This is a genomic window from Candidatus Gracilibacteria bacterium (assembly GCA_041658685.1).
GTDB lineage: Bacteria > Patescibacteriota > Gracilibacteria > UBA1369 > UBA12473 > JBAZZS01.
On record JBAZZS010000006.1, the window covers coordinates 12,002 to 28,707 of the forward strand.

Annotated in this window: 13 protein-coding genes; 4 read left to right on the forward strand and 9 right to left on the reverse strand. The window is 44.3% G+C overall.

The features are described from left to right. The first annotated feature begins 7 nt into the window (after window positions 1-7). Both WC882_05905 and WC882_05910 read left to right on the forward strand, forming a co-directional pair. Entirely contained in the window at window positions 8-2,683 is a 2,676-nt protein-coding gene (locus WC882_05905) for an S-layer homology domain-containing protein (protein MFA5843168.1), read from the forward strand. Window positions 2,684-2,765: 82 nt separating this feature from the next. Next, window positions 2,766-3,845: a hypothetical protein gene (locus WC882_05910; GenBank protein MFA5843169.1), complete on the forward strand. Its 1,080-nt coding sequence runs from the start codon at window positions 2,766-2,768 to the stop codon at window positions 3,843-3,845. Here the strand turns inward: WC882_05910 and WC882_05915 are convergent. Continuing rightward, window positions 3,842-4,813, reverse strand: coding sequence for a glycosyltransferase (locus WC882_05915; protein MFA5843170.1), 972 nt, complete (start codon window positions 4,811-4,813; stop codon window positions 3,842-3,844). The two genes, WC882_05910 and WC882_05915, sit on opposite strands and share 4 nt — an antisense overlap. 40 nt (window positions 4,814-4,853) lie before the next feature. Continuing rightward, complete coding sequence (locus tag WC882_05920) at window positions 4,854-5,447, reverse strand: hypothetical protein (protein MFA5843171.1); 594 nt, start codon at window positions 5,445-5,447, stop codon at window positions 4,854-4,856. Between the two features lie 106 nt (window positions 5,448-5,553). On the opposite strand from WC882_05920, the gene WC882_05925 reads away from it, so the two are divergent. Beyond that, window positions 5,554-6,915, forward strand: a complete 1,362-nt coding sequence (locus WC882_05925; protein MFA5843172.1) for a bifunctional nuclease family protein — start codon at window positions 5,554-5,556, stop codon at window positions 6,913-6,915. Between the two features lie 3 nt (window positions 6,916-6,918). Here the strand turns inward: WC882_05925 and WC882_05930 are convergent, their stop codons facing one another. The 5 genes from WC882_05930 to WC882_05950 form a co-directional block, all read right to left on the reverse strand. Continuing rightward, complete coding sequence (locus tag WC882_05930) at window positions 6,919-8,367, reverse strand: leucyl aminopeptidase family protein (protein MFA5843173.1); 1,449 nt, start codon at window positions 8,365-8,367, stop codon at window positions 6,919-6,921. 36 nt (window positions 8,368-8,403) lie between these two features. Next, window positions 8,404-9,594, reverse strand: a complete 1,191-nt coding sequence (locus WC882_05935; GenBank protein ID MFA5843174.1) for an MFS transporter — start codon at window positions 9,592-9,594, stop codon at window positions 8,404-8,406. A gap of 9 nt (window positions 9,595-9,603) precedes the next feature. Next, the gene (locus WC882_05940; GenBank protein ID MFA5843175.1) at window positions 9,604-10,428 is read right to left on the reverse strand and encodes a M14 family zinc carboxypeptidase; all 825 of its coding nucleotides are present in this window, start codon (window positions 10,426-10,428) and stop codon (window positions 9,604-9,606) included. 57 nt (window positions 10,429-10,485) lie between these two features. Then, window positions 10,486-11,469, reverse strand: a complete 984-nt coding sequence (locus WC882_05945) for a bifunctional oligoribonuclease/PAP phosphatase NrnA (GenBank protein ID MFA5843176.1) — start codon at window positions 11,467-11,469, stop codon at window positions 10,486-10,488. Between the two features lie 199 nt (window positions 11,470-11,668). After that, on the reverse strand, window positions 11,669-12,571 hold the full coding sequence (locus WC882_05950; protein ID MFA5843177.1) for an FAD-dependent oxidoreductase: 903 nt from the start codon (window positions 12,569-12,571) through the stop codon (window positions 11,669-11,671). An 83-nt stretch (window positions 12,572-12,654) separates the two neighbouring features. Here WC882_05950 and WC882_05955 point away from each other — a divergent pair, with 83 nt between their 5' ends. Then, window positions 12,655-13,305, forward strand: a complete 651-nt coding sequence (locus WC882_05955) for a hypothetical protein (protein ID MFA5843178.1) — start codon at window positions 12,655-12,657, stop codon at window positions 13,303-13,305. On the opposite strand, the gene WC882_05960 is transcribed toward WC882_05955, so the two are convergent. Both WC882_05960 and WC882_05965 read right to left on the reverse strand, forming a co-directional pair. Continuing rightward, entirely contained in the window at window positions 13,302-13,814 is a 513-nt protein-coding gene (locus WC882_05960; GenBank protein MFA5843179.1) for a cob(I)yrinic acid a,c-diamide adenosyltransferase, read from the reverse strand. The genes WC882_05955 and WC882_05960 overlap by 4 nt on opposite strands. Window positions 13,815-13,830: 16 nt before the next feature. Further along, a complete protein-coding gene (locus WC882_05965) occupies window positions 13,831-16,203 on the reverse strand; it encodes a hypothetical protein (GenBank protein ID MFA5843180.1) in 2,373 nt (790 codons plus the stop codon). Between the last annotated feature and the right edge of the window lie 503 nt (window positions 16,204-16,706).

A 16,706-nucleotide genomic window follows, 5' to 3' on the forward strand; every position in this document is an offset into this window, starting at 1 on the left:
TAGAAAAATGATTAAAAGCCCTTCTCGTTTTTTTGTTGTTTTGCCTTTTCTTTTGATTTTATTTTTGGCGTCGTGTTCGGCGTCGATGCAAACGTCTTTTTTGGATGTTGAATTCGTGAATCCAAATTACGATGCTATCGTTTATGTGCAAACCCAAGGCATTGTGAGCGGGTATGAAGATGGGACTTTTGGGCCTTCCAAGAAAATCAATCGTGCGGAATTTACGAAAATTCTCATTGGCGCACAATTCACCGCTCAACAGATTGAAACGTGTGTGCCGAAATTGAGTTTTTCGGATGTTTTTGGGGACGAATGGTTTGCGCCGTACGTGTGTGTGGCCGGGAATGAGGGGATCATCAGCGGGTATTCGGACGGGACGTTTCGACCGAGTGATAATGTTAATTTTGCAGAGGCGGCAAAAATTTTGGTGGGCGCTTTTGATTATGAGGTTGGCACGGATGCGATTTGGTATAAACCGTTTGTGCAAGCCCTTGAAAATCGAGGCGCTATTCCGACCAGCCTTTGTTCGTTCGATCAATCGGTTTCGCGCGGGGACATGGCAGAAATGATTTATCGGCTTAAAGAAAATATCAGCGACAAGACTTCGATGGCGTTTTTTTCGGAAGATGCGAACTTGATCGATGGCACGACGTTTTCAAAACAATATTCGGTGAAAGCTCGGACTTGGGGAAATGGGATCTCAACTACGAGCGATGGCGGATATATTGTGACCGGAACCACGATTCCCAAGTGCGAAATGTGCGACACCGATGCGTATATTTCAAAATTGACGAGTACGGGGGCGGCGGAATGGACCCGGCTGGTACAAACCGTTGCCGGAGGGAGCGGAGGAGATGAAGGGCATGCGGCGATTCAGTTGTCGGATGGTAGTTATTTGATGGCCGGAGAAACTCCGGGATTCGAAACCGATGAGGAAATCGCCGGTACTTGCTATACTCGAATTAAAACTTTTTTCTCAAAATTCGATGCGCAAGGTAATCATCAATGGAGTCGGAATTTTCCTTTTGGATCCGATGATTTGACGGATTCGATCTATCCGGCGCAGGATGGTGGATTTTTTTATTTGGATAATTTGTCGGAATGGGAAACGCAGGATGCCGGGGGTGATATTTATCATGAATATCCTTTTTCTTCGCTCAAATTGATTAAATTTTCAGGGGAGGGGAGTGTGGAATGGATCAAACGAATCAGTGCGGACGATGATGACAATTCTTCGTTTGCGCTCACAAGCGATGGTGGATTTATTTTTACCGGGAATTTTCATTATCTAAAAGAGGACGGTTCGGGAGATGAGAGTTCGTTGGAAGCTTATGATTCATTGGAGGGCATCATGAAGCTCGATCGTAATGGCGATTTGGAATGGGCGAAAACCGTGGAAACCCTTCCGGCTGAAATTCCAACCGCGATCATGAATGAAGACGGGATCGGTTATACTTTGGATTATTTGGAATGGCGGATGCCTGCGGGTTGGATGGATTATGTTAAAGAAACCCCGGATGGAGGGTTTATGGCGATTGGGCCTTTTTCAATGATTGCCATGAGTGGGTTGGATCTGCCCATTGATATGGAAGCAACGTTGGCCGCGCCGCTTCTTGCGGTGAAAATGGATGGCGATGGCAATTATGAGTGGGCGAAAATCATTACCGTGAAAACGGAAACGTATAAAAACGATTTGTTTGTTGAAAAAACAGCGGATAACGGATTTATTTTGGTGTGGAATTTTTCGACGGTGGATGCGGATTCCGATGAAAAAACCGCGCAATATACGGCCATGATCAATGAGATCAATACGGCTTTTGAGAATGGCGAGATGACGTTGGACGAGGCCACGGCGGCTTATGGGGAAATTCCGAAAGATTTGTACAACACGAGCCGTTATAATTTTTTAGTCATCAAAACGGATGAAAATTTCAACGGCCAATGGGTGAAACAAGTGGGCGGAGAAACTGCGATTTCCGCCACCGACACCGTGATGACTGTGGATCAAGGCGTGGCGATCATTGGCTCTGTTGGAGATTTCGTGAATGATAACGGAGAATATATGTATGTTGTTAAATTGGATGCGAACGGCAACGTTGGGGCATCTTCGGATTTTGTTTTTGATTACGAAGGGGGTTTTTCTTCCGAGGATGTAACCGCGTATGTGTTGATGAATGATTTGGAAGCCACGTCGTTGGATTATGATTTGGAAGCGAGGGATCAGTCTCCTTTTACACCATCCTATTCGAACACGGTTACGACAATTGACCCTGTTGCAGAGACGTCTGCTCCGCTTTGTACGATCGATTATTCCGAGTCCGCGGGGGATGTTGAGACCAAAACATGGGCCCAAATTTATTATGAAGGCGTGGAAAATGTGGAAACCACCAATGACACCAGTTTGGAAATTTACAATGAAATGATGCCGATTTTAAATGAGCTTTATAACAATGAGGTGAAGCTGTGGGATAATTTTTATGGAATGATGTTGGATTTTGCGTTCAGTCGGTTGACCACGGAAGAGGATGTGGCTGCGGTTCAGGACTATTATGAGGGTTTGGGTTATGAAAAAATAGAGGCCATTGGAGGCAATGATTTAACCATGAGTCGAGTGGGTCGAATGCTTAATTTTGATTTTTCGATCACGGATAAGATGAAGGGGACGCTGGAGGTGACGTGGTAGGAAAAAGTTTTTTTGTTTGATTGCCTGACTTTTATAGATTGTTTATACTTACAGCAGTAGGTTTTTTTCTTAATAAATTTTTATGAAAAAGTTTTTAATCTTTGTTTTTTGTTTTTTTACGATCGCGGGCTGTGCGGAGATTTCGGAAGAATTATCTTTTTATGAAAATGAAACGCTGGGGGTGACATTGGAGTACCCTTCGGATTGGATTTTGGAAAAAGATTGGACCGAGGAAACGGATGCTTTGTGGCTTCCTTTAGATTATGATGCGGTAAAAAATCAGGGGAATTATGAAGTGTTGCCTTTGATTACGATCGCTTCTCATCCTTTAAATAACCAAACGTTTGAAAAATCATTGATTCAAGAAAATCAATGGGGAGGGTATTCCACCTTGGATGAGGTTCCCTTTTTTCAAGAAGAGACATCCGAATCCACTTATGAGTATCGTGATATTGGAGGAAATCATTTTTTGGAATTGTTTGAGCCTTCGATGCTTCCGAATCGGACTTATTATTTTGAACGAGATGCGGATTTTTTGAGTTTTAATACGATTTCTTGGGAAGAGGATTCGCGCGTGATTTCCGTGTTGGAAAGTTTAACGTTTGAGCCTTTGATAAAAGAATCGTTGAAAGGGGAAGTTAGTCTTACGGCTCCGGCTTGTGTGAGGATTTCAAATCAAGATTTTTTTACGGAAGAGAATGTGCGTGTTGCGTTGGATTCTTTTCATGAATATTCCTTAAAAGAGATTTCCGCTTTATTCCAAAATACGGAATTTCAAGCATTAAAAGCCAAAAGTGAATATTCTTCTTTGTGTCTTTGGTACAATGCCGCGGCGTTTGCGTTTTATGGGGATTATGGAGAATTTAATAACGTGGTGGGATTAAATACTCGCGAGGGGTTTGTGACGAGTTATCAATTCATTAAAAATTCGGGTGATATCGGGGCGTGTACGATGGTGGGTTATTTGGATGGCGTGATTTACGAGTGTGCCGGAGGGGATGGGCCGTTTTCATTTAAAAAAGAATTTCTTTTGATGCCCGAGGGTGAAACAAAAACCATTCAGGATTGTGAATATTCCGGAGGATATTCGGATGGCACGGTGGAATATGAAAGCAGCGTGGAGTGCACGGTGGATTTATTGGAGAGCGCTCGACTGTTTTAACAACTCCACACTTTTTGTCGTTTGAAGAAAGCGCGTACGAAACGGATGACGTTGATGAGCAAAAGCAAAAGCCCGATGCCAAGAATAATGCTTCCCGTCAAAATGATGGTGTGAACCGTGACGTATTTGATGATGTTGAGCAAAAATAAGGTGAATGAAGTTCCCGGATTTTCAAAAATGGCTTTTTGGATGAAGCGGAGCAGGGCGCTGTAGATGAGAGATGAGGTGAGAATGAGAGCCAGGCCGCTGCCCACCGGACCCAGGCATAAAAAGGCTTTGATCGCGTAGCCGCGCAATTGTTTGAGGGGTTTGGGTAAGTCTACAAGTTGGAATCGGGATTGCGCCCAAAAAATGTCGTAGTACATGCCCAAGCGTTTGCCGAGGCCTTTAAAAAAGCCGTATTTGAATTCTTTTATCGGTTGAAAATAATTGGAAAAGGTTTTGAATCCGAATCCTTTTCCATAATATTTGGAGTAATTGTTGAGACTGATTTCAATGCGATAATGGTGTTTGTAACAGCAGGGGAGATTGTCCCAAATGTTGCGGCGCACCGCACGTTCTCCAGACAACAATCCCACGAATTTAAAGTAGCGTTCTCGCACATTGGATCGCACGCCGATGAACATATCCACATTGCCTTCGATCACCGGATTTAAGATTTCTTCCACGATTTTTTCATTCAATCCATCGAGGTCTCCGTCGCAAAAGAAGAGAATGTCGGCTTTGGTGGCGTTTACGCCATTTTGCATGGCAATGCCCTTCCCTTGGTTGGTCGGATTTTTGAGATATTTGACGTTGAAAGATTTGATCACTTCCTCGGTGTTGTCCGTAGATCCGTCGTCCACCACAATGATTTCATTCAAAAGCGGGATGCGGGTGAGAATTTCAAGCACGCGTCCAATGCGTTTGGCTTCGTTGTAGACCGGAATGATGGCGGCGATGCGGGGATGATGATTGATCGTTTTCATAAATTTTAAATTGATAATGCGGGGGAAAAGAGGAGAAAAGTTATTTCGCTTCGCTTCATAACTGGTGAAGAACTCTTTTACTAAAGATTTTTCTGGCCCAAATTGTACCTATAATAAACAATAAAATAGCTCCAATTGCAAGCCCTGTATTCTCGTAGACGTTGGCGACTTGAGAAACGCCTTTGCCGGTGAGCCATCCGATTCCGATCACGATCGGGAGCCATGCGCCCACCACGAAAATGTTGTATCCGATGAATTTAAGGAGAGAAAGGCCTTCCATGCCCACATACATGATGGTGAAAATGCGCGTGCCGTAAATGAATTTGGTGATGAAAAGTAGAATAAAAGGGCGGTTGGAGATTTTTTTAAGAAAATGTTTGATGCGTTCGTAGTGGCTTAAAAAACGTTGGAAAAAATTCATGCGACCAAGGGTGTGGCGCCCTAAAAGAAACCAACCGATGTCTGAGGTCATGGTGCCCAAATAACAGTAGATAAAAGCGGTTTCCACGCTCCATAACCCTTGAGCGGCTAAAAACGCGAACGTGAGAATAATTTCTTCTCCTCCGAGAATCGCTCCGATGTAAATCAGGAGTGCGGGTTGGTCTTTGAAGTATTGGAAAAGAGTATCAATCATAGGTGAGTTTATCGGGCGTATTTTACCGAAAATGTTGGCGAAAAGACAGGGTTTTGATATGGTAAAGGCCGGATTGATTTTTTATGAAATTATATCTATTTATTTTATGCCTAAAAAAATTAAAAAAACTCAGAAGATTGAAAATAAAATTAAGGTTCAAAAGATGAAAAAACAACCTAAGGTGAAAAATGAAATTTTCGGACAGGAGGAATTTAATTTGGTACGATTGTTGGCGTTGTTGGAAGAGCCATTCATGAAGAGTCCGGTGGTGGTGTTGCACGACCCGATTCAGAATAAAGTATTGCCGATTTGGGTGGGGGAGCCGGAGTCCAGGGCCATCGCCATGGCGTATCAAGGGGTGGAATTGTCGCGACCGCTCACACATGATTTGTTGGCGCACACGCTTTCCGCGTTGGGGGGCAAGGTGTGGACCGTGTATATCACCGGGTTGGAAGCGGGGACTTATTTTGCGGAAATTGAAATTAAAGTGCGTGGGAAAAAGAATATGTTGGTTATGGATTCGAGACCGAGTGATGCGATTGCGCTTGCGCTTTTGATGGGAGCGCCGATTTATGTGTCGCAGTCCATTATGGATCGCGCAGGTCAAAACAATCCGTTTCCGGAGGGGATGAATCCGGTGGAATCGTTGGAAAAAGAGGGAAAAGAACGTCGTTTTAAACAAGAAAAAGCCCAGAAATCATTTAGTGAAGACGAACTGGAAAAAATTCATGAATTATTGGATCAGGCGCGGACGAGGGAGTTTGGTGAGGAAGAAGAAGGAGGAAAGAAACACAATCAATGATCAATTTATAAATATTTTCTTATCCCTTTTTATTTTATGAAAAAAATATTGATTTTTGTTGTTTTTTGTTTGTTTTTTTTGTGGGGTTGTAATGTAGAGAAACAAGAAATCCCTCAAATTGATTTTGATTATTATGTGGATGCTTTAGTGGAAAAAGAATATCAAAATTATTTGACCAAGGATTGGAATGATTTTATTTCCAAAGAAGAATTTTTAACAAAAATTTCTCTGGAATGGGATCCGGAAAATTATTATGGAAGATTGGGCTTTTTGTATGCGGAAAATGATATTGTTTTTGCGTTTTTTTTAAGAGAAAAAAACATCCCGATTATTGTCATGGATGATCGAGTGTGTGGGCCTGTGTGTCATCAGACTTTCACATTTTCGACGTATGAAGATGGAGTTTGGACCGATGTTTCCGAGATTTTTCCTTTTTTATCTGATGCGATGGAAAAAGCGAAAACTCAAGAATTGCAGGTTTATCTTGAAGCCGCAGAAGAGGATTCTGACGTGAATTTTCTTTACGATTTGCCTCAAAAAGGGACAACGATTCAAATGGTCAACCAATATGATTCTTTCCATGACCGAGAACCTCATCCTGTTTACGAATTTGATTGGGATTGGGTGAAAGGTGTTTTTACCGCTCGTGAACTCCCATTGGAATAATTTCTAATCTCCGTAATGTTTCAAGAGTTCCCATAAGGTTCGTACGTGTTTTCCGGTGGCGCCTTTTGGGATATAGGGTTTAGCTTCGGGGATGTAGGCCGTGGCTGCGATGTCGAAATGGGCCCATGGTTTTTCTCCGACGAAATTTTCAAGGAATAGTCCGCCTTGAATGGTGGAAGCTCCGGCTTTCGGATTACTGTTGAGAAGATCGGCAATTGGAGATTCGAGATTTTTTCGATAGGTTTTTTCAAGGGGTAATTCCCACATTTTTTCATCCGTGGTTTGGGCCGCGGTTTCGATTTTTTCTTTTAAAGCAGGGGAGTTGGTGAGAAAGGGTGTGATTCCATAGCCAAAGGCCGTGATGGCGGCTCCGGTGAGGGTCGCGATATCGATGATGGTTTCGGGATCGTAGGTTTTTATTCCGTAGCTTAAGGCGTCGGCGAGAATGAGTCGGCCCTCGGCATCCGTGTTTACGACTTCAATCGTGATGCCGTTGAAGGCTGTCAAAATATCGCCGGATTTGATGGCTTCTCCGCTCGGCATATTTTCCGCCAGTGGCATGAGGCCGATCACGTGCAATTCGGGACGGAGTGCTCCCAGGATTTTAAAAATTCCAAGCACTGTGGCGGCGCCGGCCATGTCGAGTTTCATGTCTTCGAGCATTTGCGTTTTTAAATTGATGCCTCCGGAATCAAAACAAATGCCCTTGCCCACCAATACGATGGGGCGTTTATTTTTTGGCTTGTATTTGTATTCAAGGACGATCATGCGCGGTCGTTCTTTGGCGCCTTGTCCCACACCGTATAAGCACCACATGCCGAGTTTTTTGAGTTTTTTTTCATCTAAAATTTTACATCCGATTTTGAATCCATTTTTGGCCGTGAGTTTTCCCAGATGCTCGAAAATGCCGGGGTTCATAACATTGCTGGGGCTGTTCACCATGTCTCGGACACTTTTCACCGCATCAATGACAACTTGAATTTCGCGAATTTTTTCTTGGAGCAATTGTGTGATTTTTTTGTCTTCAATAATGATCGTGAGAGTTTCGATGACCGGAAGGCGGCGTTTTTCATCGCGTAAAAAATCTTCATAGCGATAATGGCCGAGTAAAAATCCTTCGATGAAAGCCGAGAGTCGATACAGATCTTCTTTGGGCGGGAGTAGGGTGATGGAATGGATGTTTTTTTTGATGGATTTGGTTGCGGTTCCTCCGGCTTGACGCCACGTGTCTTGAAGTGCTTTTTCGGGTTCTCCCAAGCCGATGAGCAAAACACGAGGGGCGAGTTTATTTTTTTGATAGAGAAGAAGGGCTTCGTTGGGCTTGGCTTCAAAATCCGGATACGCATAGGATTCCAGTTCGCTTTTTTGGGCTGTTGATGGCTTTTCTCCTGCAAAAAAAGGCAAGACGAGTAAGTCGGTTTTTGTGATGCGGGAGGCGATTTCGATTTTCATAATATTAGAATAGGCGAAAAAAAGAGGAATGGCTAATTATTTTTTAAGCTGTGTTTTTTTTATTTTAACGAAAAATAGGAAATATAAAATCACGAAAACCGTTGCGGTTCCGGTGACGAGAAATGTTGCGCCGGGACTGAATTGATACCAAATCAATCCGGCCAAAGAGCTCGCGAGCATGGTGCAAATGCTTTGGAATCCGGTGTAGGTGCCGATGGCGGTTGCGGTGTCGGATTTATTCGTGATGTTACTGATCCATGCTTTTGAAATACCTTCCGTGGCTGCGGCGTAAATTCCGTAGAGGAAAAAGAGGCCCAGTAAAGTGTAAACCGTGAGATTCATGCTCATGCCAAAATAAACAATGGCGAACATGGAGAGTCCGAAAATGAGTGTTTTTTTCAGGCCGATTTTGTCGGCGATAACCCCGATGGGGAAGGAGGCCAATGCGTAAACAAGATTATAGAAAATATAGATTCCAATGATTGCCGTGTCATCCAGTCCGGCTTCTTTTGCTTTCAATAATAAGAAAACGTCCGAGCTGTTGAAAAGGGTGAAGACCAAAAGTCCGAGCACCACTTTACGATAAAGTTGCGGGCTGGTTTTCCAATAGTTTAAAAAGGAAAGAAGAGAGACGTGTTTTTTTTCGACGGACGTGGAGTTGAGGCGTTTTTTGTCTTTGAGTAGAAAGGAAGTTAAAACGGCCAGTACCCCCGGGATGAAGGCGATGTAAAATAAGGCGATATAGTGTCCTGGGAAAAAGTAGAGGTAGAGCAAGGCCAACGAGGGGCCTAAGGCTGCGCCGAACGTGTCCATGGCGCGATGAAAGCCGAATATTTTTCCTTTGGTTTGTGGCGTGGCTTCGTCCGAAAGAATGGCGTCGCGCGCTCCGGTGCGAATTCCTTTTCCCAAGCGGTCCGTGGTTCGTGCGAAAAAGATCCACAGTGGGTATGTAAAAAAAGCCATGATGGGTTTTGACAGGGCGCTGAGTGCGTATCCGATTTGCACAAAGGGGGCCCGTTTTCCGGAAGAATCCGAGAGTTTTCCAAAATAGCCTTTGCTCAGTCCTGCGGTGGCTTCGGCCACGCCTTCCAAAATCCCGATGAGTACAATTGAAAAGCCTATGCTTTTCAAATAAATCGGCATGATGGGGTATAGCATTTCACTGGCCGTGTCCGTGAACAGACTGACCAGTGATAGGATCCAAATGGTGCGGGTGAGGAATTTCATGGATTGGTGTTATAAGTTTTTTGTAAATAGGGTCGCTTGAATAGCTTTTTTTTGTTTTTTCCAGTCAGAGCCCCATCTTGAAGAACCTTCAATTTCAACGTAGGCGACATGATTGAGGTCGCACCATTCTACGGCAGTGCCGGTTTGTTGTAACTTTTTCCAATGACCTTTTTTTATGAATTGAAAGCCTGTTTTTTCAGCGTATTGTTTTGCCAGTTTTTGCGCTTGGGGGAGGGAGTTTCCCATCACATCTTTGCCCGCATTGTGAAATATGAATAATGTTTGGATTTTCTCATTTTTTATAAATTCGGTTAGCATTTTTACCTCGGGTTCGGAGCCTCCGTATTCGCCACAATAGACGTCTGCTTTTTCAGCATAATCTTTTCCAAAGGACCACTCGGATTTTTGTTTGAAATCGGGAGTGTCAAAATTGCGATTGAGATCCACTTGGTTGGCATTGAATCTCCCGATGAGCCCTCCTTTAAAATAGTCCGGATGACGGCGGGCCAGATTATAACCGTCCGGGTTTATGCAGGGGATGATAAAAAGAGTAAAATTGCTTAAAAGCGCATGATTTTTATGGGCCCAATTTATAAAATGATGCATGAGTTTTACCGTTCCGATTTCGTTTCCGTGAATTCCTGCGGTGTACAAAAATTTGCGAGGCCCGTTTCCAATTTGAAAACAAAGGATGGGCTGGCCTTGAACGGAGTTTCCGATCGTGAAAGATTTTATTTCTTTTGGAATTGAAGGCGTTTTAATAAAATTATTTTGGAAAAATCCAAGAAGTCCTCTTTTTAGGTATCCCAGTTTGCGTTTCCATTTTGTGAGCATGGTGGTTTGGCGTTAGGCCTCTCCATCTTATATTTGTTTTTTGTCCCAGTACAGAATTTATTCCACAATTTTCCACACGGTTTCGGGCTGGAGGTGTCCTTTGATGGTGAACCCCGCGGCTTTTTTGTGACCGCCTCCGCCGAATAGGGCGGCGAGTTCACTCACGTCTACGTCGTCGGATTGGGTGCGGAAGGAGCCTTTGACATTGCCTTTTTGGTCTTCACTCAACAGCACGGAAAAACGGCTTTCCGGAACGGAATTTAAGTAATCGATCACGCCGGAAAGATGATCGGGATCGGCTTGGCATTCGGTGTAATCTTTTTTGGTTGCGGCCGAGACCACGGCGCGTTTTTCACTGATGCGGGTGCGGCTCAAGACGCGTCCCCACAAATGCAATTGGGGGATTGGGTTGGTGTGGAATAAAGCTTTTACGATGCGCTTCATGTCGGCTCCGCGGTTTAGTAATTGGGCTGCGGTTTCCATGATTTTTGGCGTGGTGTTGGAGTGCATGAAACTGCCGGTGTCGTAATACAATCCCATGAGGAGCGCGGTGGCCATGTCGCGGGTGATGGTGAAGCCCCATTCGAGGAGTAAATCGTATAAAATCAACGAACAGGCTGCGGCGTCCGCATCCACTAAATTGTGCGTTCCGAAACGATCGTTCGAAGGGTGGTGGTCGATGTTGATTAGGGGAATTTTTCCTCCTAATAATCCGGGTTTGGTTTCGTGAAATTTCATTAAATAATGCGCACCGCAATCCACCGCAATCACAAGGTCCGTTTGAGTGAGATCAAAATCATTCACAAATTCAAAAATGCCATCCAGCATGAAGGAATATTCGGGGGGGGCGTCCACGCACGCGGAGATCGCCTCTTTTCCCCATTGTTTGAGCGCGTGTTTGAGCGCGAGGTTGGCGCCGAGCGTGTCGCCGTCCGGACCGCGGTGTGAAATGATCACGATGCGTTGGGCGGATTGCAACAGGTTTTTGACTTCCTGTAATTGCTCGGGGGAAAATGGGAATTGAGTGGAGTCGTTATTCATCCTGTTTGATTAAGGTCGATCATCGTAGCGCTGTTTATGGAAAGATTCCCAATACTTGTGGTTGACGAGAGGGGATGGTCATTGTGTTCTGAGGCCTGTTTTTATTTTTTGACACAATTTAACTCTAAGAATAACCTGTAAAGTTAGGGTTTTATGGCTTTTTTAAATTGAGTTGTCTTCGCCTCTGTACTGTTTTCTTCTATACTTTCTTTGAACAATATTGGTACGCGGAGTAGGCGGCCATACAACCCTCGCTCACGCCAACAATGGCTTGTTTCCATTCTGTGTTGGTGCAATCGCCGGCAGAGAAAAATCCCGGGATATTGGTTTCAGACGCTTTGTTGATGACCACTTCGTTTTTTTCGTTGAGCGAGACATTGAGCGATTTGGCCAAGTCGGTGAGGGGGAGTCTTCCGATTTCAATGAACACCGCGTCGCAAATGATTTCAGCCCCGGTATCGAGTTTGATTTTTTCAACGCGGTCGCCGCCCATGATTTCCGTGAGATTGGCTTTAGTGATGATTTCAATATTGGTCGCTTCGCTCAGGCGTTTTTGGTTGATGGGTTCGGCGCGCACTTTTTCGCCGCGGTACACGATGTAGACTTTGGTGCCGAATTTGGAGAGGAGCAAAGATTCTTTGATCGCGGAATCACTGCCTCCGACGCAGACCATGATTTTATTTCGATAGAGCGGGCCGTCGCAAGTGGCACAGTACGAAACCCCTTTATTTTTGAGGCGTTTTTCTCCCGGGATATCGAGTGTGCGGTGGTGGGTGCCGGTGGCCAAGAGGACGGCTTTGGCATCGTAAGTTTTTCCATTTGCGGTGATTGCGTGAAAAATTCCTGCGTTGTCTCGGGTGAGTTGGGCTATCGTGTCTTGTTCAATGGGCACGCCAATGTTTTCCACGTGTGCTTGGAGATTCATTGCGAGTTCGAATCCGCTCAGGCTTTTAAAGCCCGGGTAGTTTTCGACCAGATGAGTTTTCGTGATCGTGCCTCCGGGGATTTCTCCCACGATGAGAGTTTTGAGTTCAAAACGTCCGGCATAAACCGCGGCCGCCATTCCGGAAACGCCGCTGCCAATGATGAGAAGGTCGAGCATGGGAAATTTTTAAATTATGAATTTTAAATTAGGGATTTTTGTGACAAAATCACATTAGCCATTCGTTTTTAATTTGTCTATTTATGAAAGTCGCCTTAATCACCGGTTCGGAAACGTTTGGGGATTATATTGTGAACCCCACCAAATGGTTGGCTTTGAAAATGCGAGGCAAAGTGGTTTGCGGTCATAAAATTCACAGTGTTGTTTTTCCTTCCATTGTTCGTTATCCCGAAGACGCGGAAACGCCGGGTGAAATGCTTGTGAAAAAGGCGATTGAAATTAAGGCGGATGTTATTCTTTCGTTTGGGCTGGCGTCCGGAGTGAAGGGGTTTTGCATTGAACGTACGGGGACGAATTGGATTGAAAATAAAGCGTATTGTGCTCCCCATGAACACAAGCGATTGATTGACCCTTCTCGTCCTGCGCATGAAAAAGTTCAAATCGATTTGAACCGGTGGGATTTTTTAAAAATCAAACAAGAGCTTAAGAAAAATAAAATTCCTTGCGAATCTCGAATTTCCGATAATGCCTGTAATTATTCGTGCAATGCATGGCTTTATCGCATCGTGTGCGCGTTGAAAAAACATGAACTTAATATTCCTTATTTATTTACGCATGTGGCTTGTACGAAAAAATCGATTGAATTGATTCCTCGTTTTTCTCCAAAGAAAACCATTATTAAAGAATCGGATTTAGTGAAGGCGTTGGAAATCTTTTTGGGCGCGTATCATTAAAAATCGAGGCCTTTCACTGCTTGGATTCCTTTTTGGAACGGATGTTTGAGCTCTTTCATCTCAGTGACGAGGTCGGCGCGGTCGAGAAAAGCTTGGGGCGCGTTGCGGCCGGTGAGGATGACGTGAAGGGTTGGGGGCGCTTTTTTGAGCACGCTTATTACGGTTTTTGGGTCGAGAAGTTTTAAATGCGTGGCAATATTGATTTCATCCAAAATAAGGAGATCGCATGTGTGGGTTGTAATTTTTTCGTCGGCTAAGGCAAGGGCGTGGGTCGCGGCGGTTTTATGAGCTGTCTCCGTGGCATGATCGTTTGGGATTTTATAAAACCCTTTTCCACTTTGAAAAATTTCAATTCCGGGGAATTGGTGCAAGGCATGGAGTTCGCCCGTGTCCGCGTTTTTCATGAATTGGATCACGCATACAAGGAGTCCTTGTCCGTGTGCACGAAGTGCGGCGCCCAAGGCGGCCGTGGTTTTTCCTTTCCCATTGCCGGTGTAGCAGAGGAGCATGAGGAAATTTTAAATTTTATGCCTTTTCTCTGTATTCTTCTTCCTCCTCTTCAAGATGACCTTTGAGATTCATGGATTCTTCCAAGGCTTTCATTTGTTCGGGCGTGAATTTGGTTTTGCCGGTTTGAAGTCGGGAGAAAACTTGTGTTTTATAATCATTCAGCATTTTATTGCGTTGTGCTTTGAGGACGTCGCGCGCAGTGGTGAGTTCTTGTTCTTGCCCAGATTTATCCACAAATGAGATTTCCGCGAGTCCGCTTTGAACCACGTCCGCTTGTTTGTGCAGGCGTTTGGTTTTCATCATGTCTTTGAGTTTAAGATCCGTTTTTTCCAACTGTTGGGCTTCTTCGGTTTTGATTTCCACTTTTTGTCGAACAAACCCTCTTTCATCCACCACATGGGTGTCTCCGAATTCATCTAAAATGCTCTCGGCCAACCCTTGATCTTCTTCATCGAGATTTTTGATCGAGGCGCGGCTGCGAGAATCCGTGGTCCCGGCTCCGGCCTGAACATGATCTTTATGTTGTTGTGCTAGGTCGAGGAGAATTTGTTTACGAGCGAGTTCTTCCATTTGTTGCGTCATCTTTGGAGCAGAATCCAATTCTTGTAAAATATTTTCCGTTTTGTTTTTGTCTTCCGGGCCCGAGGGTTTATCTTCGATTTTTCCTCCTTTTTGACGTAACGCTGCGGCAAGGACTTTGAGTTCCGGGCTATCCGGGTCCAATTTCAATGCTTCCATGTAAAACTTAAGCGCGCCATTCCAATCTTTTTTATCTTCCATTCCTTTTGCGTTGGTGAGGAGGAAGGGGATGGTGCTTTGATAGGCTTTTGCAATGTCTTGGAGTTTGTGAAGTTGTTTTTCGCGATTGGCCAGAGGCGCGTCTTCATTGGCGCGGGCGCGAATGTGCGGGGGAAGTTTTTGCGTGGATTCGTGAATTGTTTGTCGGACTTTAATCATGGCATCTAGGTCTTGTTCGGCTTTTTCCGCTTTTTCACGCGAGTTCACGCTTTCCGCATACCAGCGTTCGTACACACTTTTTTCAGAGCGGAAAAAACCTTTGGCTTTGGCTGTGCCCCATTTTTCGAAATAACGTTTTTTGGAGGCTTGTGCGAGTTCGGCTTCCTGGACTACGGCTTCCATTTCTTCGATGGTTTTCGCGGTATTGAATTCTTTTAAATAGCGGCTTTGAATGTGCGGATCGATTTTATTGTTCATTTGATTCATGGCTTTGTTCATACGTTCGGCCATTTTGGGTGCTTTTTCTTTGATGATTTTTTGTTTTTCATCGAAGTCGGATTGAGAGAATTCTTTATCTAAAAGGTTGACGATTTTGGGTGGGAATTCTTTGAATGTTTCCCTGAGTTTTTCTTCGAGTTTAATGTGGCCGGGAAGGGCTTTGAGGAATTCGGCTTTGCGAAGCATGCGTTTTTTGGTGTCTTGTTCCGGAGCCATAAATGCTTTTTCGCAGAATAAAATTGTTTTTTCGGCAAAGACGCTTTTTCCTTTTTCGCGCATGGTGTCTCGGTATTTGCCTTCAATGGAAGTTTCGATTTCCGATAAGACATTGTGGCGTTCGGAAAGGCCCAATTCTTTGAATCCGGGGCGTTGATGTTCTCTCGGGAGCGCTTTGTGGATTTCCATGGCTTCTTTTCGTGGCGCGATGTCTTCTTTTTCCGCTTTGGCCAAAGCGTGGCGTTGTTCTTCGTCGGAAAGCGTGAGGAACCATTCGAAATATTCGGTCATGGTTTTGGCGCCGATACAGTCGCGATTTTGTTGGAACAATTTTCGGTACGATTGGTAGGCTTTGCTTTCTTCTTTGGCGGCTTCGAGGATTTCAAGTTTTTTGGTGTAATTTTCCGCGCCTTCAAACGATCCGCGGCGTTTGTCTTGGACGTTTTTTTCGACTTTATAAAATTCTTTAAGTTTGTTGCGTCGAGCTTCAATGTCTTTTTCGATTTGTTCCACCATTTTTTCCTTGTCTGAGAGGTCTTGAGCCGAGAATTTTGCTTCGAGCTTTTCCGGGGTGGCGCGGCGCAAGAGTTTTTCCGCTTCCGCCAGACTGATTGCTCCTTGGAAACGTTGGCGTAATTTTCCGACTTTTTGCAAATGGGTCTCAAATTCTTCTTTCAATCCGTGCAGTTTGCTGACGTCTTGGTATGCGTTATCCAGTTTTCCTTGCCAGACTTGTTTTTCTCGTTCGGAAAAAGTTCCTTCCGTGTCTTTTTGGAGCCGTTCCAGTAAGTTGGTTCGTATTTTTCCGGCTTCAAAATTCAGCACTTTCCCTTGGTATTCTTCTCCCATTTCTTTCCCGGTGCGGAGATCGGACACATTTCGACCTTCCAAAGAGGAAATGTCTTGCATTTCGGGGTTGGCGGCGCTTCGTGCCATAGGGTTGGATTAAGAATGGCGGATTTATATTGAAGCGCATTTTTGACGAATTGGCAACATGCTTTTCTTCGCTTGTTTTAAACGATAATACCGGATGTTAAGAGGGGAATTTGGGGGTTGTTTTTTTGTAAAAAATAATTATTATAAAGATTCACATTATTTATTATTTAAAATTTTTATTTATGGGTGGAGGCAAATGTGGTGGAGGCTGCGGTTGCTAAACAGCTATTCCATTTAATAGAGAGAGCGGGGAATTTTCTTAAGAGAGAATTCCACCACTTTTTTCTATAATGTACGGAGCCACGCACGAAGCGATAGCGGAGTGAGCTTAAAAATCAAAATGGCTTATTTAAGCCAGAAATCGAAGTAAAAACTCTGCCCGGGCGGGATAGTTAAATTAATTTGGTTGATTTTTTGGATTGCAAGTGATGGATTTTTTGTACTTACAAAACCCTTCGATCCAAGCAAAAAGAGACTTAGGTGTGTTGAAACCTTTGGCCCTA